This is a genomic window from Leeia aquatica (assembly GCF_012641365.1).
In the GTDB taxonomy this organism is placed as follows: Bacteria; Pseudomonadota; Gammaproteobacteria; order Burkholderiales; family Leeiaceae; genus Leeia; species Leeia aquatica.
Genome location: NZ_JABAIM010000001.1, coordinates 1,300,945 through 1,321,821 on the forward strand (window position 1 = coordinate 1,300,945; position 20,877 = coordinate 1,321,821).

At 61.9% G+C, this 20,877-nt stretch carries 22 protein-coding genes; 13 read left to right on the forward strand and 9 right to left on the reverse strand.

What is annotated here, in order from left to right:
* Positions 1-3: 3 nt before the first annotated feature.
* Both HF682_RS06730 and HF682_RS06735 read left to right on the forward strand, forming a co-directional pair.
* On the forward strand, positions 4-1,071 hold the full coding sequence (locus HF682_RS06730; protein ID WP_168876431.1) for an ABC transporter ATP-binding protein: 1,068 nt from the start codon (positions 4-6) through the stop codon (positions 1,069-1,071).
* Between the two features lie 40 nt (positions 1,072-1,111).
* Complete coding sequence (locus HF682_RS06735; protein ID WP_168876432.1) at positions 1,112-1,786, forward strand: HAD family hydrolase; 675 nt, start codon at positions 1,112-1,114, stop codon at positions 1,784-1,786.
* Between the two features lie 12 nt (positions 1,787-1,798).
* Here HF682_RS06735 and HF682_RS06740 read toward each other — a convergent pair whose 3' ends face one another.
* Positions 1,799-2,482, reverse strand: coding sequence for a hypothetical protein (locus HF682_RS06740; RefSeq protein WP_168876433.1), 684 nt, complete (start codon positions 2,480-2,482; stop codon positions 1,799-1,801).
* The gene (locus HF682_RS06745; RefSeq protein ID WP_168876434.1) at positions 2,473-3,477 is read right to left on the reverse strand and encodes a LysR substrate-binding domain-containing protein; all 1,005 of its coding nucleotides are present in this window, start codon (positions 3,475-3,477) and stop codon (positions 2,473-2,475) included. The genes HF682_RS06740 and HF682_RS06745 overlap by 10 nt, the downstream gene beginning before the upstream one ends.
* A gap of 24 nt (positions 3,478-3,501) precedes the next feature.
* Here HF682_RS06745 and HF682_RS06750 point away from each other — a divergent pair, with 24 nt between their 5' ends.
* The 3 genes from HF682_RS06750 to HF682_RS06760 all read left to right on the forward strand — a co-directional run bounded on the left by HF682_RS06750 (position 3,502) and on the right by HF682_RS06760 (position 6,864).
* Positions 3,502-4,386 carry a DMT family transporter gene (locus HF682_RS06750; RefSeq protein ID WP_168876435.1) on the forward strand — a complete coding sequence of 295 codons (885 nt, stop codon included), beginning with the start codon at positions 3,502-3,504 and terminating at the stop codon, positions 4,384-4,386.
* Positions 4,387-4,415: 29 nt separating this feature from the next.
* A complete protein-coding gene (locus tag HF682_RS06755; RefSeq protein ID WP_168876436.1) occupies positions 4,416-5,045 on the forward strand; it encodes a FecR family protein in 630 nt (209 codons plus the stop codon).
* 148 nt (positions 5,046-5,193) lie between these two features.
* On the forward strand, positions 5,194-6,864 hold the full coding sequence (locus tag HF682_RS06760; protein ID WP_308418703.1) for an electron transfer flavoprotein-ubiquinone oxidoreductase: 1,671 nt from the start codon (positions 5,194-5,196) through the stop codon (positions 6,862-6,864).
* Positions 6,865-6,914: 50 nt separating this feature from the next.
* On the opposite strand, the gene HF682_RS06765 is transcribed toward HF682_RS06760, so the two are convergent.
* The 7 genes from HF682_RS06765 to HF682_RS06795 all read right to left on the reverse strand — a co-directional run bounded on the left by HF682_RS06765 (position 6,915) and on the right by HF682_RS06795 (position 13,918).
* Positions 6,915-7,952: a histone deacetylase family protein gene (locus tag HF682_RS06765; RefSeq protein ID WP_168876438.1), complete on the reverse strand. Its 1,038-nt coding sequence runs from the start codon at positions 7,950-7,952 to the stop codon at positions 6,915-6,917.
* A gap of 87 nt (positions 7,953-8,039) precedes the next feature.
* The gene (locus HF682_RS06770) at positions 8,040-9,074 is read right to left on the reverse strand and encodes an extracellular solute-binding protein (protein ID WP_168876439.1); all 1,035 of its coding nucleotides are present in this window, start codon (positions 9,072-9,074) and stop codon (positions 8,040-8,042) included.
* A gap of 29 nt (positions 9,075-9,103) precedes the next feature.
* Positions 9,104-9,892: an ABC transporter permease gene (locus tag HF682_RS06775; RefSeq protein ID WP_168876440.1), complete on the reverse strand. Its 789-nt coding sequence runs from the start codon at positions 9,890-9,892 to the stop codon at positions 9,104-9,106.
* A complete protein-coding gene (locus HF682_RS06780; RefSeq protein WP_168876441.1) occupies positions 9,889-10,773 on the reverse strand; it encodes an ABC transporter permease in 885 nt (294 codons plus the stop codon). The genes HF682_RS06775 and HF682_RS06780 overlap by 4 nt, the downstream gene beginning before the upstream one ends.
* Positions 10,774-10,775: 2 nt before the next feature.
* Entirely contained in the window at positions 10,776-11,834 is a 1,059-nt protein-coding gene (locus HF682_RS06785; protein ID WP_168876442.1) for an ABC transporter ATP-binding protein, read from the reverse strand.
* A gap of 46 nt (positions 11,835-11,880) precedes the next feature.
* Complete coding sequence (gene aguB, locus HF682_RS06790) at positions 11,881-12,768, reverse strand: N-carbamoylputrescine amidase (protein ID WP_168876443.1); 888 nt, start codon at positions 12,766-12,768, stop codon at positions 11,881-11,883.
* Positions 12,769-12,865: 97 nt separating this feature from the next.
* Positions 12,866-13,918 (reverse strand): AraC family transcriptional regulator, encoded by a 1,053-nt coding sequence (locus HF682_RS06795; protein WP_168876444.1) that lies wholly within the window; start codon positions 13,916-13,918, stop codon positions 12,866-12,868.
* 118 nt (positions 13,919-14,036) lie between these two features.
* Between HF682_RS06795 and rdgB the strand changes: the two genes are divergently transcribed.
* The 8 genes from rdgB (at position 14,037) to recG (ending at position 20,874) form a co-directional block, all read left to right on the forward strand.
* The gene (rdgB, locus tag HF682_RS06800) at positions 14,037-14,624 is read left to right on the forward strand and encodes an RdgB/HAM1 family non-canonical purine NTP pyrophosphatase (RefSeq protein ID WP_168876943.1); all 588 of its coding nucleotides are present in this window, start codon (positions 14,037-14,039) and stop codon (positions 14,622-14,624) included.
* Positions 14,618-14,842, forward strand: coding sequence for a hypothetical protein (locus HF682_RS17800; protein ID WP_168876445.1), 225 nt, complete (start codon positions 14,618-14,620; stop codon positions 14,840-14,842). The genes rdgB and HF682_RS17800 overlap by 7 nt, the downstream gene beginning before the upstream one ends.
* A gap of 8 nt (positions 14,843-14,850) precedes the next feature.
* Complete coding sequence (gene hemW, locus HF682_RS06810) at positions 14,851-16,035, forward strand: radical SAM family heme chaperone HemW (RefSeq protein WP_308418714.1); 1,185 nt, start codon at positions 14,851-14,853, stop codon at positions 16,033-16,035.
* A complete protein-coding gene (locus tag HF682_RS06815) occupies positions 16,032-17,207 on the forward strand; it encodes an NYN domain-containing protein (RefSeq protein WP_168876447.1) in 1,176 nt (391 codons plus the stop codon). The genes hemW and HF682_RS06815 overlap by 4 nt, the downstream gene beginning before the upstream one ends.
* A gap of 25 nt (positions 17,208-17,232) precedes the next feature.
* Positions 17,233-17,613 (forward strand): deaminase RidA, encoded by a 381-nt coding sequence (gene ridA / locus HF682_RS06820; RefSeq protein ID WP_168876448.1) that lies wholly within the window; start codon positions 17,233-17,235, stop codon positions 17,611-17,613.
* Between the two features lie 191 nt (positions 17,614-17,804).
* Positions 17,805-18,311 (forward strand): DUF2147 domain-containing protein, encoded by a 507-nt coding sequence (locus HF682_RS06825; protein WP_168876944.1) that lies wholly within the window; start codon positions 17,805-17,807, stop codon positions 18,309-18,311.
* A 63-nt stretch (positions 18,312-18,374) separates the two neighbouring features.
* Entirely contained in the window at positions 18,375-18,809 is a 435-nt protein-coding gene (locus HF682_RS06830) for a hotdog fold thioesterase (RefSeq protein WP_168876449.1), read from the forward strand.
* Positions 18,810-18,813: 4 nt separating this feature from the next.
* Entirely contained in the window at positions 18,814-20,874 is a 2,061-nt protein-coding gene (recG, locus tag HF682_RS06835) for an ATP-dependent DNA helicase RecG (RefSeq protein ID WP_168876450.1), read from the forward strand.
* The last annotated feature ends 3 nt before the right edge of the window (positions 20,875-20,877 follow it).

Here is a 20,877-nt window from a genome sequence, read left to right on the forward strand (position 1 = left end):
GACATGGCCTTTCTCGAAATCAATCACCTGAAAAAAGCGTTCGGCACCCACACCGTGGTGCACGATTTCAACATGAATATTGAGCAAGGTGAGTTTGTCACCTTCCTCGGACCGTCCGGCTGCGGCAAGACCACCATCCTGCGCATGGTAGCGGGCTTTGAGACCCCCAGCAGCGGCCAGATCTGCATGAATGATCTGGACGTGACCCGCTTGCGCCCCAATCAGCGCGACATCGGCATGGTGTTCCAGGCCTACGCCCTGTTCCCCAACATGACGGTGCGTGAAAACATCGGCTTCAGCCTGAAGATCGCCAAGAAATCGGCAGCGGACATCCGCCAGCGGGTGGACGAAATGCTGCAGCTGATCAAGCTGCCGCAGCTGGCCGATCGCTACCCCTGGCAGCTCTCCGGTGGCCAGCAGCAGCGGGTGGCGCTGGCACGCGCGCTGGCGGGTGAACCCAAGCTGCTGCTGCTGGATGAGCCGCTGTCCGCGCTGGATGCCAAGATTCGCGTGTCCCTGCGCGACGAAATTCGCTCGCTGCAGCGCAAGCTGGGCATCACCTCCATTTTCGTGACGCACGATCAGGAAGAAGCCCTCTCCATCTCCGACCGTATCGTGGTGATGAACGAAGGCCGCGCCGAACAGATCGGCACCCCGTTCGACATCTACAACTATCCCCGCACCCGTTTCGTCGCTTCCTTTGTGGGTACCCTTAATCAGTGGGCGGGGCAGCTGGTGGATGCCAGCACCGGTAAAGTGCAGCTGGATGGGGTAACACTGACCACCAGTCGCCTGCCCAAATCAGCGGCATCCGCCCTGACCCTGGCACTGCGTCCGGAATCGGTCCGTCTGGGCGAAGGTGGCGATGGCCGCAATACGCTGGCAGCAACAGTAGAAGACGTCAACTTCCTGGGCGCCGTGGTGCGTATTCGTGCTCGTATCGCTAGCCAGACCGTCAGCTTTGACCTGTTCAATGATCCGCATCAGCCGCTGCCGCGGCCGGGCGATGCCATCAAGCTGAATTTCTCTTACGACAACCTGCTGGTGCTGGAAGACGCACCCGCTGCCTGACTGCCCATCCCGCTGCGAGGCGGGATGGCGAGAGACGCCCATGACTGAACTTGCTTTGTTTGACCTTGACCATACGCTGATCCCGTTTGACAGCTCCCAGGAATGGGGCCGTTACATGATGCAGCAAGATATGGCGCCAGAAGGTTTTGCGGCCCGACTGGACCAGTTTCAGGAAGACTATGTAGCCGGTACGCTGGACATGGATGCCTACCTGCGCTACTTCGCCGCTCCGCTGGCCAACTACAGCCGCACTGAACTGGACCAGTGGCATGAACGCTTCATGGATGCCGTGGTGCGCCCGCAAATCACCGCAGAAGCACGCCAGCTGGTACAGCAGCATCTGGACGCAGGGCACCTGTGTGGCATCGTCACCGCCACCATTGACTTCGTCACCCGCCCGATTGCACGTGAATTCGGCGTGAAACACCTGCTGGCGATCACACTGGAAACCGCCAATGGTCAGGAAGACGGCGCGTATACCGGGGGCTGGGTCGGCATCCCGACCTTCCGCGAAGGCAAGGTCACCCGCAGTGAAATGTGGCTGCAAGACATGGGGCTAAACTGGGACAGCTTTGCAGCGATTCACTTCTACAGTGATTCGATGAACGACCTGCCCCTGCTACGCCATGCCAGCCATCCGGTTGCCACCAATCCGGATGCACGCCTGAAGGTGCTGGCCGAGCAAGAAGGCTGGCCGATCATTCAGTTGTTCTAAGCCGCTTCTGGGTTAGCCGGGGTGTCCGGCGCTGGCCAGCGGTGCCAGCGCCTGGCACCATCCGGCCAGCATCGCCGCAAAGTCCACCTCGGTCACCACGTCCTTGGGCGCACACGCCGCGTAGCGAGCCGCCACTTGCTGCAACCAGCCATACAATTGCTGATCCGCCTGCAGCAAGGCTTGCCATTGCTCGATCGAAGGTAGCGGTTCGCCAGTCAGCCAGCGCTGCCATTGGCTCAGCCAGCGATAGCGCAAGGTCTCCAGCACCACCCACATGAAGTGGCTGCTCCCCACCGGCCCGGCCTGCCAGCCTGGTCGGGTCATTCCGCAGCGCTGCAAACCCGCCTCCAGCTGCCGCACTTGCGCGGTGGGCCCACCCCAGGCCAGCGGCCAGCCTGCCCACAGCGGATCGGGAGGCAACTGGCTGAGATAAGCCACCCCCGCCTCCGTAAACGCTGCCGCATCGTGGATCACCTGTTCGAACCAGCAGTGACGCGCATCAACCACCATGCAGGACTGCAAGGCCAGACTGGGCTGCAACCAGTCCTCATCACCCAGGCGAACAATGATGCCCTGACGGGATTGTGCCAGCCAGTGCTGCAGCGCCACTGCATCATTGCAGGGCAAAGCCGTGATCGCGGTGGTCTCAAACCACGCCTGCTGTGCTGCGCCGGAACGGGTGACGGCTACCCGCATAGCCCCTCCTGGATGGCTGGTGGTGTCTGGCAGGCCCTGGCCTGCTGGCGCAGCCAGTCGCACACCGCCTGTACCGCCGGACGGTGTGCCACCTCCTTGCGCCACAACAAATGATAGGCGTAGGGGCCGCACAGGGCAGGATACGGCAAAGCCTGTAGTCGCCCCGATTGCAGATCATCCAGTAAATGCGGCAGCGGCGCAATGGCTACGCCTTGCCCATGCCGCGCTGCCTCCAGCGTCAGATAGGTATGCGAGAAGGTCGAACCCAGCCGCCGCCCTTCCGGCAGTTGCTGCAGGGCAAACCAGCGCGGCCAGTCCAGCTGCTCAGGCAGCCTGGATTCAAAGCGGTCAAACAGCAAGGGCCAGCTCTCGGTCTGCTGCAATGACAAGCTGCGCAGCAAGGCCGGGGGGGCCACCGCCAGATACCACTCCGGCATCAGCGGTTCATGGGCGAGCGCAGGCCAAGGGCCTGTACCAAGCCGAATCGCGATGTCGATCCCCTCGCGCTGCAGGTCTTCCGACGGAATGCTGGCCAGCAGGTTCAGCTCGATCCTCGGGTGCTGCCGTCGGAAATCCTCCAGCCGGGGCATCAACCAGCTGCTGGCCAGCGAGGGCACCAGCGTCAACGACACTTGATGCGACGCCCCTTGCTGCTCGCGGTGCTGTTGCGCCACCGCCTCCAGCTGTGACAGCAAAGGGCGCCATTGGCTGGCCAGCTGGCTGCCCGCTTCGGTCAGCATCACGCCACGCGGCAAGCGTTCAAACAGGGCACTTCCCAGCCAAAGTTCCAGCTGCCGGACCTGATGCGCCACCGCTCCAGCGGACAAATGCAATTGCCGCCCCGCCTGCTGGAAACCTCCCGACTCCGCAGCGACAACAAATACCCGGATCGCGGTTAATGGCGGTCCCTGCACATAGCCCCCAAATTTTAATGCCTGAGCACACAAACTATCGCTTTGCGACACCGCTGGCAAGCCCGCTAGACTGCGGTTCATCCTGACCACTGCCATCAAACTGTCATGCCGAATCGCCACACACCCGCCTTTGGCCTGTTGCTGATCCTGATTTCTTCCGCAGGCTTTGGCTGCATTCCGTTGCTGGCCCACCTCGCCTATCAGGATGGCGTCAACGCCACCAGCCTGCTGGCGCAGCGTTTTCTGGTAGCCATCACCCTGCTGTTGCCCTGGGTCTACCAAAGACGCGCGCAGTGGCCAGACCGGCGGCAGGCGCTGGCGTACATGCTGATGGGCGGCGTGTTGTATACCCTGCAAGCACAAAGCTATTTCACCGCCTTGCAGCATGCCAGTAGCGGGCTGGTAGCCCTGTTGCTCTATGTCTACCCGATCCTGGTGGTGCTGTTTTCCGCCATGCTGCGCTGGGAGCCGCTCAGCTGGCAGCGCGGTCTCCTGCTGATCCCGGCATTCGGTGGCACCCTGCTGATGCTGTCGGGTCCAGTGCAAGGCTCGACGCTGGGCGTGGCACTGGGGCTGGCTTCGGCACTGTGCTATGCCGTGTATATTCTGTGTGGCAGCCGCTTGCGGGGCGACGCGCTACTGTCTGGCTGGCTGATCCTGTGTGGGGCCGCCATCAGCAACACGCTGCTGGCCACGCTGCAAGGCTGGCAGTGGCCCAGTCACGCCTCGGGCTGGCTGGGCATTCTGGGGCTGGCCGTGTTTGGCACCGTGCTGGCGATCACCCTGTTCCTGGCCGGGATGGCACGCGCCGGGGCAGGCCCCTCGGCGATTGTGTCCACGTTCGAGCCGGTAGTCACCATTGCGCTCGGCTATCTGCTGCTGGGCGAGCGACTACAGCCCATGCAGTGGCTGGGGGGCGCGCTGGTGCTACTGGCGGTGGTGCTGCTGGCGCGGCAAACCATGTCAGCAAAAGCGCTGGCGAACGACTAAACTGGCAGAAGACTTCGCTGGAGCCTGTCATGTCTGTTGCCTCGCCATATCGCCGCCGTTATCTGCAGTGGGGTAGCGCTGCCACCCTGCTTGCAGTCTTGCCGCAGTTGTCTCTGGCCGCCAGCACCGACACTGTACGGCGTCTGCAAGGCGAGCTGTGGATCAACGATCAGCCTGCCCAGCTGGGCAGCCCGGTCAAGGTGGGCGATGTCTTGCGTACCGGCTCCGACAGTTCCGCACAGGTGGTGCTCGGCAAGGATGCCTACCTGCTGCGTGCCCATACCCGCCTGCAGCTGACCCCTGCCAGCGATGACGGGCTGGTGGTCGGCGTGCTGCGCCTGTTCAGTGGCGGCGTACTCGCCTCGTTCGGGCGCGGTAACAAAACCCTGCGCACCCCGACCCTGACCGCCGGCATACGCGGCACCGGCATCTATATGGAAACCCAACCGGGCGGCACCTATTTCTGCACCTGCTACGGGCAAGTGGAACTGACCGACCTGCAAGGCAACCGCCGCTGGATCAGCTCCGCCCATCACCAGTCCGTGCTGTCTGACCAAGGGATGCAGGATGCTACTTTGCTGAACCACACAGATCACGAGCTGATCGAGCTGGATGCCCTGCAGGGGCGCACCCCTCCCTTTGTTGCCAAGCCCAGCTGATCTTCATCCAGTGCTGCAGGGCAACATTATTTCCGTGGAATGACTAGCAAGCGCTCGAAAAAGCGGTAAACTTGCGATACACTTCCGCCAATTGTGAACTATAGTTTACTATTCATGACACCGGGGCCGCGACAGCGCCCGGGCAAGGGTGAAAAGGGACCGAGACATGGAACGCGAATACATGGATTACGACGTCGTGATCGTCGGCGGAGGGCCTGCGGGCCTGTCGGCGGCGATCCGGCTCAAGCAGCTGGCCAATGAAGCAGGCCGCGAGCTATCAGTAGTGGTGCTGGAAAAAGGCTCCGAAATCGGAGCGCACACCCTGTCTGGTGCGGTGATGGATCCGCAAGCCCTGACCGAACTGATCCCGGACTGGAAAGCCCAGGGCGCCCCCCTGAATGTGCCAGTCACGGAAGACCGCTTCCTCTTCCTCAGCGAAACCGGTGCCACCCGCGCACCCAACTGGCTGCTGCCCAAAACCCTGCACAATGAAGGCAATTACATCGTCAGCCTGGGTAATGTCAATCGCTGGCTGGCCCAACAAGCCGAAGCGCTGGGCGTGGAAATTTTCCCCGGCTTTACCGCCTCACAGGTGCTGTGGGACGAAGAGCGCCAGATCGTGCGCGGGGTGATTACCGGCGACATGGGCGTGGCGCGTGACGGCAGCCAGAAGGGTGAATACACCCCGGGCATGGAGCTGCGTGGCAAGTACACCCTGTTCGCTGAAGGCTGTCGTGGCCACCTCGGCAAGCAGCTGATCCAGCACTACCAGCTGGACGATGGCCGTGATGCGCAGAGCTACAGCATCGGCATCAAGGAACTGTGGGACATCGACCCGGCCAAGCACAAGCAAGGTCTGGTGGTACACACTGCCGGCTGGCCACTGGGCAGCGATACCTATGGCGGCAGCTTCCTCTACCACGCCGAGAACAATCAGGTGGTGGTGGGGCTGGTGGTGGGACTGGGTTACAGCAATCCTTATCTGAGCCCGTTTGAAGAATTCCAGCGCTACAAGCATCACCCGGAAATCCGTCAGTTTCTCGAAGGGGGCCGTCGCCTTTCCTATGGTGCCCGTGCCATCGTCACCGGGGGCTTGCAGGCGCTGCCGAAGCTGACCTTCCCCGGCGGTGCGCTGGTGGGTGACAATGCCGGTTTCCTGAATGTGCCGCGCATCAAGGGTAGCCACGCCGCAATCAAGAGTGGCATGCTGGCCGCAGAAGCCGCATTTGAAGCCTTGGGAGCCGACCGCGCACATGACGAACTGAGCGCTTACACCACCCGCTTTGAGGGTAGCTGGCTGCACGATGAACTGCATCGCGCCCGTAACTTCAAGCCGTGGATGAGCAAGGGCGGCTTGTGGCTGGGTACGCTGATGGCCGGAATGGACCTGAAGCTGTTTGGTGGCAAGGCTCCTTGGACGCTGCACAACAGCACGCCAGACCATGCCAAGCTGAAAGGCAAGGATGAGTGCGAGCCAATAGCCTACCCGAAACCGGATGGCAAGCTGTCTTTCGACCGCCTCTCCTCCGTCTTCCTCTCCAACACCAATCACGAGGAAGACCAGCCCTGTCACCTGACGCTGAAAGACGCATCCGTCCCCATCAGCATCAATCTGGCCCGTTATGATGCGCCGGAACAGCGCTATTGCCCGGCGGGAGTGTACGAAATCGTACGCGCCGACGATGGCAGCAACCCGCGCCTGCAAATCAACGCGCAGAACTGCGTGCACTGCAAGACCTGTGACATCAAGGATCCCACCCAGAACATCAACTGGGTAGTGCCGGAAGGTGGCGGCGGCCCGAACTACCCCAATATGTAAACGGCCCGTCTTGCCCTGCATACACCCCGCCCTGGCGGGGTGTATGCTTTTCAGGCTTGCGCAGACTCAAAGCCCTGCAGCACATTCACCGCATTGATGCCGATTTCTTCCACGGCATACCCGCCCTCCATCACGAACAGGGTCGGGCAACCCAGTCCTCCGATGTGCTCCCCCATCCGCAGGTAGTCTGGCGAGCTCAGCTTGAACTGGCTGATCGGATCCTCCTGATAAGTATCCACCCCCAGCGACACCACCAGGGCGTCTGGTGCAAACTGGCGAACACGCTCACACGCTGCTTGCAGCGCCTGCTGGTAAGCGGCCCAGACGGTGCCGTGCGGCAAGGGGAAATTAGCGTTGTAGCCCTCGCCCTCCCCCGCGCCGATTTCATCGGCATAGCCCAGAAAGTAGGGATACTCCACCCGTGGGTCGCCATGAATCGAGGCCACCAGCACATCGTTGCGCCTGTAGAAGATATCCTGGGTGCCGTTGCCGTGGTGATAATCCACATCCAGCACCGCCACCCGCTCCGCACCTTGGTCACGCAGCATCTGCACGGCGATGGCGGCGTTGTTGAGATAACAGTAGCCACCCATATAGTCACGGGCGGCATGGTGTCCGGGTGGGCGGCACAGGGCAAAGGCGGCCCGCTCACCCTGTTGCAGCAGCTGTGCGCCGGTCATGGCGACTTGCGCACTCTGCCACACGGCCTCCCAGGTACCTGCGGTGATCGGTACCCCGGCATCCATCGCATAGTAACCCAGCAAACCGTCGATATCCTGCGGGATCCGATCAGTACGCAAGCGGCGTACCGGCCACACCAGTGGCAAGGCATCATGGCTGCGACCTGCCGCAGACCAGCGCTGCCAAGCCGATTGCAGAAATTGTACAAAGCCCGCGTCGTGCACCCGCAACACGGGCTCCAGACCAAACGCTTGCGGGGGGCGCACCTCACCCAGCCCGACCGCCTGCACCCGCGCCAACACCATGTCGGCACGGCTGGGCATCTCAAAGCAGGGCCTCATCTCTCCATCGATCAACTCAGCCTGGCCGTGATGCAGGCGATGGCTGTCACTGTAAATCGTCAACATGGCTAAAACTCCGGCAAAACAAGGGGCCGCCCCCTGTCTTGTGCGGGGGCAGCAGCCCGGATATCCGGGCGTCAGGAAGGTGTCACCTTATTTTTTCAGCTTGGTCCACACCTTGTCGCGCAGGGCCATGGCCTTGGTGGAACACAGCTTGTTGGGCACAAAGCGGCTACGGTAAGCGGCAGGCGTGTTCACAGCCGGGTCATCACGCAGGGCCGGCAGCAGGAATTTGTCAGAGCCCTGGATGGCATTGTTGTAGCCAGTAAAGTTGGAAGCCAGCGCAATGTTTTCCGGGGCCATCATCCAGTTGATGAACTTGAGCGCGTTGTCCTTGTTCTTGGCCCCAACCGGAATGGCGAAGTTATCGTTCCAGAACGACATCCCTTCCTTCGGGTAGACGAACACAGCCGACTTCAGCTTTTCCTTGGTGCGGTGCGCCGCGCCGTTCCATTGATGGTGCAGGATCACTTCCTTGGCCTGCATGCGCTCAATGGTGCCGTCCGAGTTGTACATCGCCAGCATCGGCTTCTGTTTCAACAACAGGTCCAGCACCTTCTGTGCTTCCTTGGGATCTTCGGTGCACTGGTCGACCTTGAGGTACAGCGAAGCGGCAACGAACAGCTCATTGACATCATTGAGGGCCACCATCTGCCCCTTCATGGCAGCGGGCGGTTCAAAGAAGCTCTTCCAGCTGTCCTCCAGTTTGCCGCCTGGCACCCGGGTGGAATCGTAGGTAAAGCCGGTGACCCCCCACATATAGGGCGCGGTATAGCTGCGGCTTGGGTCAAATACGGGTTTGTTCAGGGGTGCCGTCACATTCTTGAAGTTCGGCATCTTGTTGACGTCAATCTTCTCCAGCAGCTTCTCGGTGATCATGATCTTCACCATATAGTCGCTGGGCACAATCACGTCGTAGCCCTTGGCACCGGCCTTGAGCTTGGCCAGCAGGGTTTCATTGCTGTCATACACATCCAGGTTGACCTTGATGCCGGTATCTTTCTCGAACTTCTTCAGCAAATCGAGCGGAATGTAGTCCGACCAGTTGTACAGGTTCAGCTCCCCACCTGCTCGGGCCACGCCGCTCATGCCCAATGCCACCACCAAAGCCAGATGACGCCACTTCATGCTTGCTCTCCTTGATGTGATGCAAAGTCTCAGGGTTTCTTGCGCCCCAGCAACCAGGACAACACCACAAACCCCATGGATACCAGCAACATCAGTGCCGACAGCGCATTCACCTCTGGTGAAATGCCCCGTCGCACCATGCCATAGATATGTACCGGCAGCGTGGTGCTGCCCGCCCCTGCCACAAACGAGGTAATCACGTAATCGTCCAGCGACACGATGAAGGCCAGCATCGCACCGGAAAGAATGCCCGGCAGCAACAGCGGAAACGTCACCCGCCAGAACGTACGTTGTGGCGTGGCATACAGGTCTGCAGCAGCCTCAAACAAGCGCGGGTCCATGCCTTCCAGCCGGGCACGGATCGGCAGGTAGGCAAAGGGAATGCAGAACACGGTATGTGCAATCAGCACGGTGAGCATGCCCAGCTCCAGCCCCAGCGCCAGAAACAGCAGCAGGGAAGCGACCGCAGTGACGATTTCCGGCGCCAGCATCGGCAAGCCCAGCATGGCCTGCACCAGCCCCTGCCCACGGAAGCGGCCCGACGACATCGCCAGCGCCGCCAGGGTGGCAAAGGTGGTGGCAATCAGGGTGGCGCTGGTGGCAATCAGGAAGGAATTACGCGCTGCACGCAGGATGTTGGGGTCATCAAACACCACGCCATACCATTGCCAGGAGAAGCCGGTCCAGATCGTCGCCACCCGATTGGCGTTGAAAGACAGTGCAATCAGTACCACGATCGGCAGGTACAGATAAACCAGCGTCAACCAGGCCAAGCTGCGCACGCCACGGAAACGCCAGAGCGGGTTATGCGGGTTCATGCGGCCTCCGTGTGGCGGCGGAAGCGCCACTGATACGCCAGCATGGCCAGCAGCACCATCAGCAGCAGGGTAAAGGACAAGGCCGCACCGAATGGCCAGTTTCGCGCTGTACCAAACTGGTTCTGGATCAGGTTACCAATCATCAGCTGCTTGCCCCCCCCCACCAGCTCTGGAATGTAGTACGAACCAATGGCGGGGATGAACACCAGCATGCAGCCTGCCACGATGCCCGGCATGGCCAGAGGCAGGATCACCCGACGAAACGCCAGCCAGCGGTTGGCACCCAGATCAAACGCCGCCTCCACCAGTCGCCAGTCCATCTTTTCCAGGCTGGTATAAATCGGCAGGATCATGAAGGGCAGGAAGGCATAGACCATCACAATGCCTACCGCCGTCGGCGTATACAGCACCCCCAGCACCCCGTCAGGCAGCCCCAGCAGCGGGCGCAGGCTGTCAATCAGCCCGCCGTTGCGCAACAGCAGCATCCAGGCAAAGGCCCGAACCAGCAGGTTGGTCCAGAACGGGATCGAGATCAGAAAGATCAGCCGGTTACGCGCCCGCTCTTCCTGCAGCGCGATATACAGCGCCGTGGGCAGGCCAATCAGCAGGGTCGCCAGGGTCGCCATCCCGGCCAGCAGGAAGCTGCGCAGGAAAATCTGCAGGTAATCACCGTTCAATACCAGCTGGTCGTCCAGATCGCGTTCGTACAGAAACTGAACATAACCTTCGGCACTGTATTGACCCCATTTCACCCCGCCAAACGTGTCGGGCGCCATGATGGACATCCACGCCATCAGCCCCATCGGCAGCACCATGAACACAAACAGGGTGAGTACCGTCGGGGACAGCAGCAAGGGGCGCGACCAACGCGAGGTACGCATGCTCAATCCTCCAGCACTTGTACGGCCGTCGGATCCAGCACCAGCCCGACGCGGTCGCCACGTTGCCAGCGTTGCTGTGCTCCCCGGTCGTTCTGCATCCGCACCTGACAGGGATGCCCGCCCTCCAGCGTCAGCTGATACAGCGTATCGGTCCCCAGGTAGACCACCTCCTGCACCGTGGCGGCAAGGCCATCACCGGGTGCATTCACCCGCATCCGCTCCGGGCGCACCGCCAGCGTCACCGCCTGGCCAACGGGCTGGGCAGCCGCGGCAGGCAGCCATACACCTTCACCCAGCTGGTAGCCGTCGGAGGTCACCGTCGCAGGCAGCAGATTGATGTCGCCAATGAAACGGGCCACGAACCGGTTGGCCGGGTGATCATAGATTTCGGTCGGGCTGCCCACCTGCTGCACCTTGCCGCCGCTCATCACCGCAATGCGGTCGGACATGGTCAGCGCCTCTTCCTGATCGTGAGTAACAAACAGGAAAGTGATGCCGGTTTCACGCTGCAGACGCTTGAGCTCAACCTGCATCTCCTTGCGCAGCTTGAGGTCGAGCGCAGAGAGGGACTCATCCAGCAACAGCACCTTGGGGCGGTTGGCCAATGCGCGTGCCAGTGCGACCCGCTGCTGCTGCCCGCCCGAAAGCTGCGCCGGTTTGCGCGACGCCATGCCTTCGAGCTTGACCAGCGCCAGCATCTCCGCCACCGTCTGCTGAATCGCTGCAGTGGATTGGCGCTGCACCTCCAGCCCGAAGGCCACGTTCTGTGCCACCGTCAGATGCGGGAACAGCGCATAGCTTTGAAACACGGTATTGATGGGGCGCTTGAACGGCAAGGTACCCACCAGTGAGGTGCCATGAAGCCGAATGTCGCCCGAAGTCGGTTGCTCGAAGCCCGCAATCAGCCGCAGCAAAGTGGTTTTGCCACAGCCGGAGGGCCCCAGCAGGGTAAAAAACTCGTTCTCGCGTATGCCCAGAGAAACCTTGTCCAGCGCCAGCGCGCCTTGGGCAAAGGCCATGCAGACCTGGTCAATGTCAATCGCCGTCCGGGTAGCGGTCATGCACATATCCTGTGAGGTAGCAGGGTTCAGTGTAGCGTGCGCCAGCTCAGCGTGCATGCTCAATCTCCCGCATGCCATCACTGCTGAGGATGCCGCCATAACATTGTGGCCGGCGATCACGGAACAGGCCCCAGGCATGGCGGCGGCGTTCAATGGCACGCAGGTCGTAGGTTTGCAGCAGCACCCGTTCATCTTCCTGCCCGGCACTGACCAGCAGCGCGCCTGTCTCATCAGTCAGGAAAGATGAGCCATAGTAACGCTGAGAAAAGCGCTGCCCCTGCTCCACGCCAATGCGGTTGGCGGCGATGACCGGTATCACGTTGGCGGCTGCATGGCCCTGCATCACCCGCTGCCAATGTGCGGAAGAGTCCAGCGCCGGGTCTTGTGGCTCGCTGCCAATGGCGGTCGGATACAGCAACAGCTCAGCCCCTTGCAAGGCCATGATGCGTGCGGCTTCCGGAAACCATTGGTCCCAGCAGATACCGACCCCAATACGGCCATAGCGGGTATGCCATACCTTGAAACCGGTATCGCCAGGCGTGAAGTAGAATTTTTCGTTGTAGCCCGGCCCATCCGGGATATGGGTTTTGCGATAGACACCGAGGACCTGTCCGTCGGCATCCAGCATGGCAATGCTGTTGTAGTAGACCTGCCCTGCCCGCTCAAAGAAACTGATGGGCATCACCAGCTGCAATTCTGCCGCCAGCCTGGAGAAGCGTTGAAGGGTGGGGTGACCCGCCATGGGCTGCGCCAGCCGCAGATGGGCCGCATCCTGGTCGGTACAAAAGTAGGGTAACTCAAACAGCTCCGGCAACAGCACCACCTGTGCGCCTTGGGCGGCGGCCTGTCGCACCAGTCGTTCAGCGGTAGCAATATTGTCTGTGGATTGCCATGAACCAGCGGCCATCTGGATTGCGGCTACGGGACAGTCCATCCTCCACCTCCCCCTTGTGTGACGCTATTGTGAACCGTGACCGTGCACTGACTGTCAGCGTGAATGCGGTCAGCCAGGGGATCATTTCGGCCAACCGTTACTGCGTTGCAGCATGCGCAGGCGGCGCAGACCGCCAGTCACTCGGGCAACGTCCGGTCCAGCGGCGGAAGGCATGGCGAAAGCTGGCGGTCTCACTATAGCCCAGCCGCTCGGCCACCTCGGCAATCGGTAAACGGGTTCGCTCCAGATAGTCCACTGCCATCTGACAGCGTACCCGGTCCAGCACCTGCTGGAAATGCACCCCTTCGGCCAGTAGCCGTCGCCGCAACGTGCGCTCCGACATGCACAGGGATTTAGCCAGTACCTCCAGCTGACCATAATGCGCCGGGTTACTGCGCAGCAAATGCAGCACGCGCGCCAGCAAGCGGCTGCCTTGCACCTGCTGCCACTCCTGTTGCAAACGCTCGCACTGCTGCACCGCCATGTAATGGCTGACCGGCTCCGCCAGTGGCAGCGGCTGTGACAGCCATTCACGCGGAAACCACACCGCATCACATGCGGCCTCAAAGACAGGCATGACACCAAAGCAGGACAAATAGGCCGGGGCATGCTCCGGTCTGGGGAAGCGCAAGCTCACCGCACTGGCCTCCGTGGCGCGCCCCAGCACATCACCAATAATGGCCCACAACGAGGCCAGGCACATGTCCGCGTTAAGGGGGTAGAGCGCGGCGCGCGCATGGTGCGGGCCCGCCACCAGGGCGGCAAGCTCTCCGTCCTCAAGCAGGTTCAGTTCAAAGAAACTGCCCAGCAGGCCGGGAAAAGCCAAGGCACAGCGCAAGGCATCGCGCAGCGTCGGGCTGACCAGCATGGCATAGCCGAGCGCCCCGTAGCTCGACACATGCATGTTGCGGCCAATGCGCAAACCGATGACGGTATCCTGACTCAAGCGCAAGGCATTGGCGAAAATGGTCAGCTCCTGCCCTTGCGTGATCATGGCGGCTGGCGTTTGCAGATCCGACTCACTCACCCGGCTGCCCGAGAGCAAGGCCGATACCGCAATTCCCTGCGCCTGCAGCAGCTTGGCTGTCAATGACACGGTATGCAGTGTCATCGGGCGTTGATCGTAGTCGTCGGCAAAGGCGGGGTCCATGGCCGTAATTGTGCGCCTCCGCCGTCAATCGTCAAGAGCAGCCAGCCGCGACACAAGCAGGTAGAATGGCAGCTCTATTTCACCCCATGATGCAAGGTAGACCGTGTCTGAACGTCCGATGCTGGTGCTGGCCAGCGACAACGCGGGCAAGCTGGCCGAATTCCGGCAATTGCTGGCCCCGCTTGACCTGCAGATCATCCCGCAAGGAGAGCTGGGCATTCCGGGGGCGGAAGAGCCCCACGCCACGTTTGTGGAAAATGCGCTGGCTAAGGCGCGCCACGCCAGCCAGCTGAGCGGCAAGCCCGCGCTGGCGGACGACTCCGGCCTGTGCGTACAGGCGCTGGGCAATGCGCCGGGCGTCTGGTCTGCGCGTTATGCCGGTGAACCCAAGTCAGACGCCCGCAACAATGCCCGACTGCTGGAGGCGTTGAACGGTGTCAGTGACCGCCGTGCCTATTTCTACTGCATCCTGGCCCTGGTGCGCCACACCAACGACCCCCGCCCCATCCTGTGTGAGGGCATCTGGCGCGGCGAGATTGCCCAGGCGGCAGACGGTGAACACGGCTTTGGCTACGACCCCCTGTTCTGGGTAGCCGAGCTCGGCTGCACCTCAGCGCGCCTGAGCCGCGAGCAGAAAAATCAGCATTCGCACCGTGGCCGGGCGCTGCGGGCCTTGTTGCAACACTTGCAGGAAGAAGCATGGTGAGCTTTACCCCCCCGATCTGGCACAAGGCGGACGGTAGTCCGGTATCCTGTGTCGAGAAAATCAAGGTGCTGAACGAGAACCTGGAAGAATTGCGCCAAATGGCGCAAGACGCGCTGGAAGATGCCGTACTGCTGGAGTGCACGGAAGCCCAGATTCGGCAGGCACTGCACGCGCTGATCGACAGCCTGCACAACCCCTATCAGGAAGCCGGTCAGTGAGCGCACCGGTGGCCCTGCCGGTGGGGCGCAGCAACTGGTCCTTGCAGAGCCTGCCGCCGCTCTCCCTGTACGTGCATATCCCGTGGTGCATCCGCAAGTGCCCGTACTGCGATTTCAACTCGCACGAAAAGCGTGGCGAGCTGCCGGAGAAGGCTTACCTCGACGCGCTGGTGCGCGATCTGGAACTGGCCTTGCCGCTGGTATGGGGGCGGCGGATTGTGTCCATCTTCTTCGGTGGCGGCACCCCCAGCCTGCTGTCGGCCCAGGGGCTGAGCCGCCTGCTGGATGACCTGCGTGCGCGGCTACCCCTGCTGCATGAGGCCGAAGTCACACTCGAAGCCAACCCTGGCACCTTCGAGATCGAGAAATTCCGTGATTACCGGGCGGCGGGCATCAACCGGCTATCTATTGGCATCCAGAGCTTCAACCCGCGCCACCTGCAGGCGCTGGGCCGGGTACACGATGCCGACGAAGCCCGCCGGGCCGTCGACATCGCTGCACAGCTGTTCGACACCTTCAATCTGGATTTGATGTACGCGCTACCCGGCCAGACGCTGGATGAAGCGCTGGCCGATCTGGAAACCGCGCTGGGCTGGCAACCGCCGCATCTTTCCTGCTACCACCTGACGCTGGAACCGAATACCCTGTTCTACCGCAACCCGCCAGACTTGCCGGACGACGACCTGTCGGCGGACATGCAGGAAGCCATCGAGCAGCGGCTTGAAATTGCAGGCTATCAGCACTATGAGACCTCCGCCTTTGCCCGCCCCGGCCACCCTTGCCAGCACAATCTGAACTACTGGCAGTTTGGCGACTATCTGGGCATTGGCGCAGGCGCGCACAGCAAGCTAAGCTTTCCGGACCGCATTATCCGGCAGGCCCGCTACAAGCAACCGGCAGCCTACCAGCAACAGGTCGCCGCCGGTACGCCGGTACAGGAAGAGCGGCAGGTCACGCTGGACGAATTGCCGTTTGAATTCATGATGAATGCGCTGCGCCTGACCGCAGGCGTACCCACTGAGCTGTTTGCCCGCCATACCGGCCTGCCCTTGTCGCGCATCGAGCGCACCTTGCAGCTGGCCGAACAGGATGGCTTGCTGTACCGTGATCATCAATCCTTGGCGCCCACCTTGCGTGGACAGCGCTTCCTCAACAGCCTGTTGCAACGCTTCTTGCCGGAATCCCGCCCATGAAAGATGACGCCCCGCGCCTTGCCGTGCTGATCGACGCTGATAACGTCAAGATCAGCACCATTACCCCGCTTTTGTCAGAAATTGCCCAGTATGGCCGCATCACTACCCGGCGCATCTATGGTGATTTCACCTCCAACAATCTGGCGGGCTGGCGCGCCGTGATTGCCGAGCACGCCATTCAGCCCATCCAGCAATACCGCAACACCATCGGCAAAAATGCCAGCGACAGCGCGCTGATCATTGATGCGATGGACATGCTGCACTCCCGCCGCTTTGACGGCTTCTGCATCGTCAGCAGCGACAGTGACTTCACCCGCCTCGCCGCCCGCATCCGCGAAGACGGCCTGATGGTGTACGGCTTTGGCGAGCGCAAGACACCCAAATCCTTTGTGTCAGCCTGCGACAAATTCATCTACGTGGAAATCCTCAGCACCACCAGCGAGATCAAGCCGGGTAGCAGCAAGAAAAAACCGAAGTCGCCACAGCAAAAACAGGTCGACCCGATTCGCGATGTGCTGGCCCGTGCCGCACAAAGTGCGGCCGGTGAAGATGGCTGGGCGCAGCTCGGCAAGGTCGGTCAGCTGGTCAGCGCCAGCCAGCCCGACTTTGACCCGCGCAACTATGGCTTTGGCAAGCTGCGGCAACTGATCGAATCGTTTGGTGACTTCCAGCTGGAAACGCGGGCGCACGGTGCCGGGCAAAGCCTGTTCATCCGTCTGCGCGACAGCAGTAGCCCGAGCACACCTGTGACGCCAGCCGCAAGCAGTGCCCCAAATGCGACACCCGCCGCAGCCGCCAATGGCGAGCGCCGCGATGAGCGCAAGCGCCGCAAGGGTCGTAACCGGCGCGACGAAGCCGCGTCCTCCCTCATGGCCACCGCTGCGCCAGCCGAGGAGACCCCTTCAGCGCCTGCAGTCGAAGCACCGGCTGCTGCGCCCGCCTCTCGCCCGCTGCAACAGGAGTTGCATGACCTGCTACAGCACGCGGTACAGCAATCGCTCAGTGCTGATGGCGCCGCCCTGCTCGGCAGCATTGGCCAGCAATTGCGCAAGCTGAAGCCGGATTTCAACATCCGCAGCTATGACTATGCCACGCTGACCCAGGCGCTGGCAGACAGTGGCTTATTCTCGCTCAGCGGCAAAGGGGCTGCTTTGCGAGTCCGTTTGAAGTAACCCTGACAACCCCCAAGGAGACAACATGGCTAAGACCATCATTCATACCGACAACGCCCCCAAAGCCATCGGTACCTATTCGCAAGCGGTGAAAGTGGGTGACACTGTGTACCTGAGCGGGCAGATTCCGCTGGATCCGGCCTCCATGCAGCTGGTGGAAGGCATCGAAGCGCAAATTCACCAGATGTTCAAGAATCTGGCTGCAGTGGCGGAAGCAGCGGGTGGCTCGCTGGGTAATCTGGTCAAACTCAATGTGTTCATGACTGATCTCTCCAACTTCGCCAAGGTCAACGAGATCATGGCGCAGTACGTGCCGGAGCCCTTCCCGGCCCGCGCTGCGGTGCAAGTGTCGGCGCTGCCGCGCGGCGCACTGATCGAAGCCGACGGCGTGCTGGTTCTGGGCTGATGCCCTGCCTGAACCGGCAGGCCAACTTGCCGGTTCAGCATCGATTCAGCAATGGTGATTCATCATTCACAAAACGCTTGAGCCCATGCGCCGCTCGCGATAAGCTAGCAGCATGCAAGCCAGAAGCCCGCGACACTGGACGACGGGCCGGAACCCTTGACACTGCAAATGCAAGAGGAGAACCTCCCGTGATGATTCGCCGCCTGTCGCTGGCCCTGGCCAGCCTCTCCCTGCTGACGGTTGCCACCGCCGGCCATACTGCCACCCCGACTGCGCCTGTCGCCCCTGCTGCACCCGCGCCCAAGGCTGCGGTAGACCTGAATTCACCGATCGGCCTGTGGGAAACCATTGACGACGAAACCAAGAAACCGAAATCCATTGTGCGGCTCTACGACCAGGGCGGCGTGATTTCCGGCAAGGTCGAGAAGCTGCTGAACCGCCCGGCTGGCGATGAAAACCCGCTGTGTACCGAGTGCTCGGATGAGCGCAAGGACAAACCCATCCTCGGCATGGTCATCATGTGGGGCATGAAGAAGAGCGAAGACGGCTGGGAAGACGGCAAGATCTTCGACCCCAAGAAGGGCAAAACCTACTCCTGCCAGTTCAAACTGGCCGAAGGCGGCAAGAAGCTGGAAGTACGAGGTTATATCGGGGTGGTGGCGCTAGGCCGCACCCAGACCTGGAACCGGGTGCAGTAAGCGCACCGGTCTCGCAAAGGCGTGCTGCGGCACGCCTTTTTCATTTCATCTACGGAGTGAAACATGTCTGCCATCTGGTTTGCACCGCTGTCGCTGGATACTTTTCATGCCGTGAGCCAAAACACGCTGGCCGAGCATCTGGGGATCCGCTTCACTGAAATTGGCGACGATTATCTGGTTGCCACCCTGCCGGTTGACACCCGCACCGTGCAGCCGATGGGCCTGCTGCATGGTGGTGCCAGTGTGGTGCTGGCCGAAACCATGGGCAGCCTCGCCAGCTTCTGTGTCATCAACCCGGCCGAGTCGGTCTGCGTTGGCATCGAAGTGAATGCCAATCACGTCCGCGCAGCGCGCAGCGGCTTGGTCACTGGCATTTGTACGCCCTTACATCTTGGCCGCCAGCTCCATGTATGGGATATTCGCATCAGCGACGACGCTGGCAAGCTGGTGTGCGTGTCGCGACTGACCACTTCCATCCAGCCGAAAAGCCGATTGTGACCCGTTGAGCACCACCGACCCGTTCCTCAAACTGCCCGGATTCACCGCCAGTGTGCGGGACAAGCTGGCCAAGCTGAACCTGCTGCGGCTTGCCGACCTCACCTTGCATTTGCCGCTGCGCTACGAAGACGAAACGCAGTGCTACCCCATCCATGATGCCCCGCACGATCGGGTGGTGGTGGTGGAAGGCGTGATCCGCAAGAGCGAAGTACAGATTCGCCAGCGGCGGCAACTGGTGGCCGAAGTACGTGACGACAGTGGTCGCCTGATGGTCCGCTTTCTCAATTTCTACCCGGCGCAGCAGAAGCAGTGGCAGATCGGCAAGCGGGTTCGGCTGACCGGCGAGGTGCGCACCGGATTCTATGGCCCGGAGATGGTGCATCCCAAGGCCCGCTTTGTCGAAGCAGGCGCACCGCTGCCGGAAGGCTATACCCCGGTCTACCCGACTACGCAGGGGCTGGGCCAGGATACCCTCAAGCGTCTGGTCGAACTCGCGCTCAAGCACAGTCCGCTGACCGATACCCTGCCCGCCAGCCTGTTGCAGCCCTTGCAGCTCCCCGCACTGGAAGCCAGCCTGCGCCTGCTGCACCAGCCGCCCCCCGGCACCGATTTGCGCCCCTTGCTGCAACGTCACCATCCCGCCTGGCAACGGTTAAAGTTTGACGAGCTGCTGGCGCAGCAGCTGACCCTATTGACCAACCGGGCTCGCCGTCGCGCCATTCCCGCCCCCGTGCTGCCCAGCCAGGGACGGCTCAGTGGCCCCTTGCTGGCGCGGCTGCCGTTCCAGCTGACGGGCGCGCAACAGCGTGCGGTGGACGTCATCAGTCAGGACCTGCAGCGTCCGGTGCCCATGCAGCGGCTGCTGCAAGGCGACGTCGGCAGCGGCAAGACCATCGTGGCGGCACTCGCCGCCTTGCAAGCCGTCGAAAATGGCATGCAAGTCGCTTTCATGGCCCCGACCGAACTGCTGGCCGAGCAGCATTACCGCAAGCTGGATGAATGGCTGACGCCGCTGGGTGTCCGCATCGGCTGGCTGACCGGCAGCCAGAAAAAGAAAGTGCGTGAGGCGATGCAGGCCGAGATCGCCAGCGGCGAGATTCAGATTGCCGTGGGTACCCACGCGCTGTTTCAGGACAGCGTGCAGTTTGCCAATCTGGCGCTGCTGCTGGTCGACGAGCAGCATCGCTTCGGCGTGGCGCAGCGGCTGCAGTTGCGCAGCAAAGGCGTCGCCAGCAGCGGTGCGCCGCATCAGCTGATGATGTCAGCCACTCCGATTCCACGTACGTTGGCGATGAGCTATTTTGCCGATCTGGATGTGTCGGTGATCGATGAGCTTCCGCCCGGCCGCACCCCCATCGTCACCACCTTGCTGGATAACCGCAAGCGGGAAGCACTGGTAGCACGCGTGGGTGAGGCCTGCCGTAGCCAACAGGCGCAAGCCTACTGGGTGTGCCCCTTGATCGAGGAATCCGAGGCGCTGCAGTTGCAGACGGCGGTGGCCACGCACCAGGAACTCTCCACAGTTCTGCCCGACCTCCGCATCGGGCTGGTGCACGGCAAGCTGTCCGCTGCCGACAAGCAGGCGGTGATGCTGGCCTTCAAGGAACACCAGCTGGATATTCTGGTGGCGACCACCGTGATCGAGGTGGGGGTAGATGTGCCGAACGCCAGCCTGATGGTGATTGACCACGCCGAGCGCATGGGGCTGGCACAGCTGCACCAGCTGCGCGGGCGGGTCGGGCGCGGCAGCAAGGCCAGCTACTGTACCTTGCTGTATCAGGCCCCACTGGGCGAGCTGGCCAGCGCCCGGCTGGACCTGATGCGCCGCAGTACCGATGGCTTTGAGATTGCGCGTGAGGACTTGCGCCTGCGCGGCCCCGGCGAACTGCTGGGCAGCCGGCAAAGTGGCGTGCCGTTGCTGTGCTTCGCCGATCTGGAGCAGGATATGGATCTGCTGGAAGCCGCCCGCAACCTCGCCCCGCGCCTGCTGCGCGAACTGCCCGATGTCGCCGCCGACCATCTGGAACGCTGGCTGGGCTCACGCAGCGGGCTACTGGATGCCTGAGGG

What these genes read in the sequence shown, in the direction of transcription:
- HF682_RS06815 (WP_168876447.1), top strand. Translation starts at nt 16,032, where the DNA reads ATGAAAGATGACGCCCCGCGCCTTGCCGTGCTGATCGACGCTGATAAC.
- HF682_RS06830 (WP_168876449.1), top strand. Translation starts at nt 18,375, where the DNA reads ATGTCTGCCATCTGGTTTGCACCGCTGTCGCTGGATACTTTTCATGCC.
- HF682_RS06780 (WP_168876441.1), bottom strand. Translation starts at nt 10,773, where the DNA reads ATGCGTACCTCGCGTTGGTCGCGCCCCTTGCTGCTGTCCCCGACGGTA.
- HF682_RS06740 (WP_168876433.1), bottom strand. Translation starts at nt 2,482, where the DNA reads ATGCGGGTAGCCGTCACCCGTTCCGGCGCAGCACAGCAGGCGTGGTTT.
- HF682_RS06735 (WP_168876432.1), top strand. Translation starts at nt 1,112, where the DNA reads ATGACTGAACTTGCTTTGTTTGACCTTGACCATACGCTGATCCCGTTT.
- HF682_RS06795 (WP_168876444.1), bottom strand. Translation starts at nt 13,918, where the DNA reads ATGGACCCCGCCTTTGCCGACGACTACGATCAACGCCCGATGACACTG.
- HF682_RS06750 (WP_168876435.1), top strand. Translation starts at nt 3,502, where the DNA reads ATGCCGAATCGCCACACACCCGCCTTTGGCCTGTTGCTGATCCTGATT.
- HF682_RS06745 (WP_168876434.1), bottom strand. Translation starts at nt 3,477, where the DNA reads ATGAACCGCAGTCTAGCGGGCTTGCCAGCGGTGTCGCAAAGCGATAGT.
- HF682_RS06785 (WP_168876442.1), bottom strand. Translation starts at nt 11,834, where the DNA reads ATGACCGCTACCCGGACGGCGATTGACATTGACCAGGTCTGCATGGCC.
- HF682_RS17800 (WP_168876445.1), top strand. Translation starts at nt 14,618, where the DNA reads ATGGTGAGCTTTACCCCCCCGATCTGGCACAAGGCGGACGGTAGTCCG.
- HF682_RS06765 (WP_168876438.1), bottom strand. Translation starts at nt 7,952, where the DNA reads ATGTTGACGATTTACAGTGACAGCCATCGCCTGCATCACGGCCAGGCT.
- HF682_RS06775 (WP_168876440.1), bottom strand. Translation starts at nt 9,892, where the DNA reads ATGAACCCGCATAACCCGCTCTGGCGTTTCCGTGGCGTGCGCAGCTTG.
- HF682_RS06770 (WP_168876439.1), bottom strand. Translation starts at nt 9,074, where the DNA reads ATGAAGTGGCGTCATCTGGCTTTGGTGGTGGCATTGGGCATGAGCGGC.
- HF682_RS06755 (WP_168876436.1), top strand. Translation starts at nt 4,416, where the DNA reads ATGTCTGTTGCCTCGCCATATCGCCGCCGTTATCTGCAGTGGGGTAGC.
- ridA (WP_168876448.1), top strand. Translation starts at nt 17,233, where the DNA reads ATGGCTAAGACCATCATTCATACCGACAACGCCCCCAAAGCCATCGGT.
- aguB (WP_168876443.1), bottom strand. Translation starts at nt 12,768, where the DNA reads ATGGACTGTCCCGTAGCCGCAATCCAGATGGCCGCTGGTTCATGGCAA.
- rdgB (WP_168876943.1), top strand. Translation starts at nt 14,037, where the DNA reads ATGCTGGTGCTGGCCAGCGACAACGCGGGCAAGCTGGCCGAATTCCGG.
- HF682_RS06730 (WP_168876431.1), top strand. Translation starts at nt 4, where the DNA reads ATGGCCTTTCTCGAAATCAATCACCTGAAAAAAGCGTTCGGCACCCAC.
- HF682_RS06825 (WP_168876944.1), top strand. Translation starts at nt 17,805, where the DNA reads ATGATTCGCCGCCTGTCGCTGGCCCTGGCCAGCCTCTCCCTGCTGACG.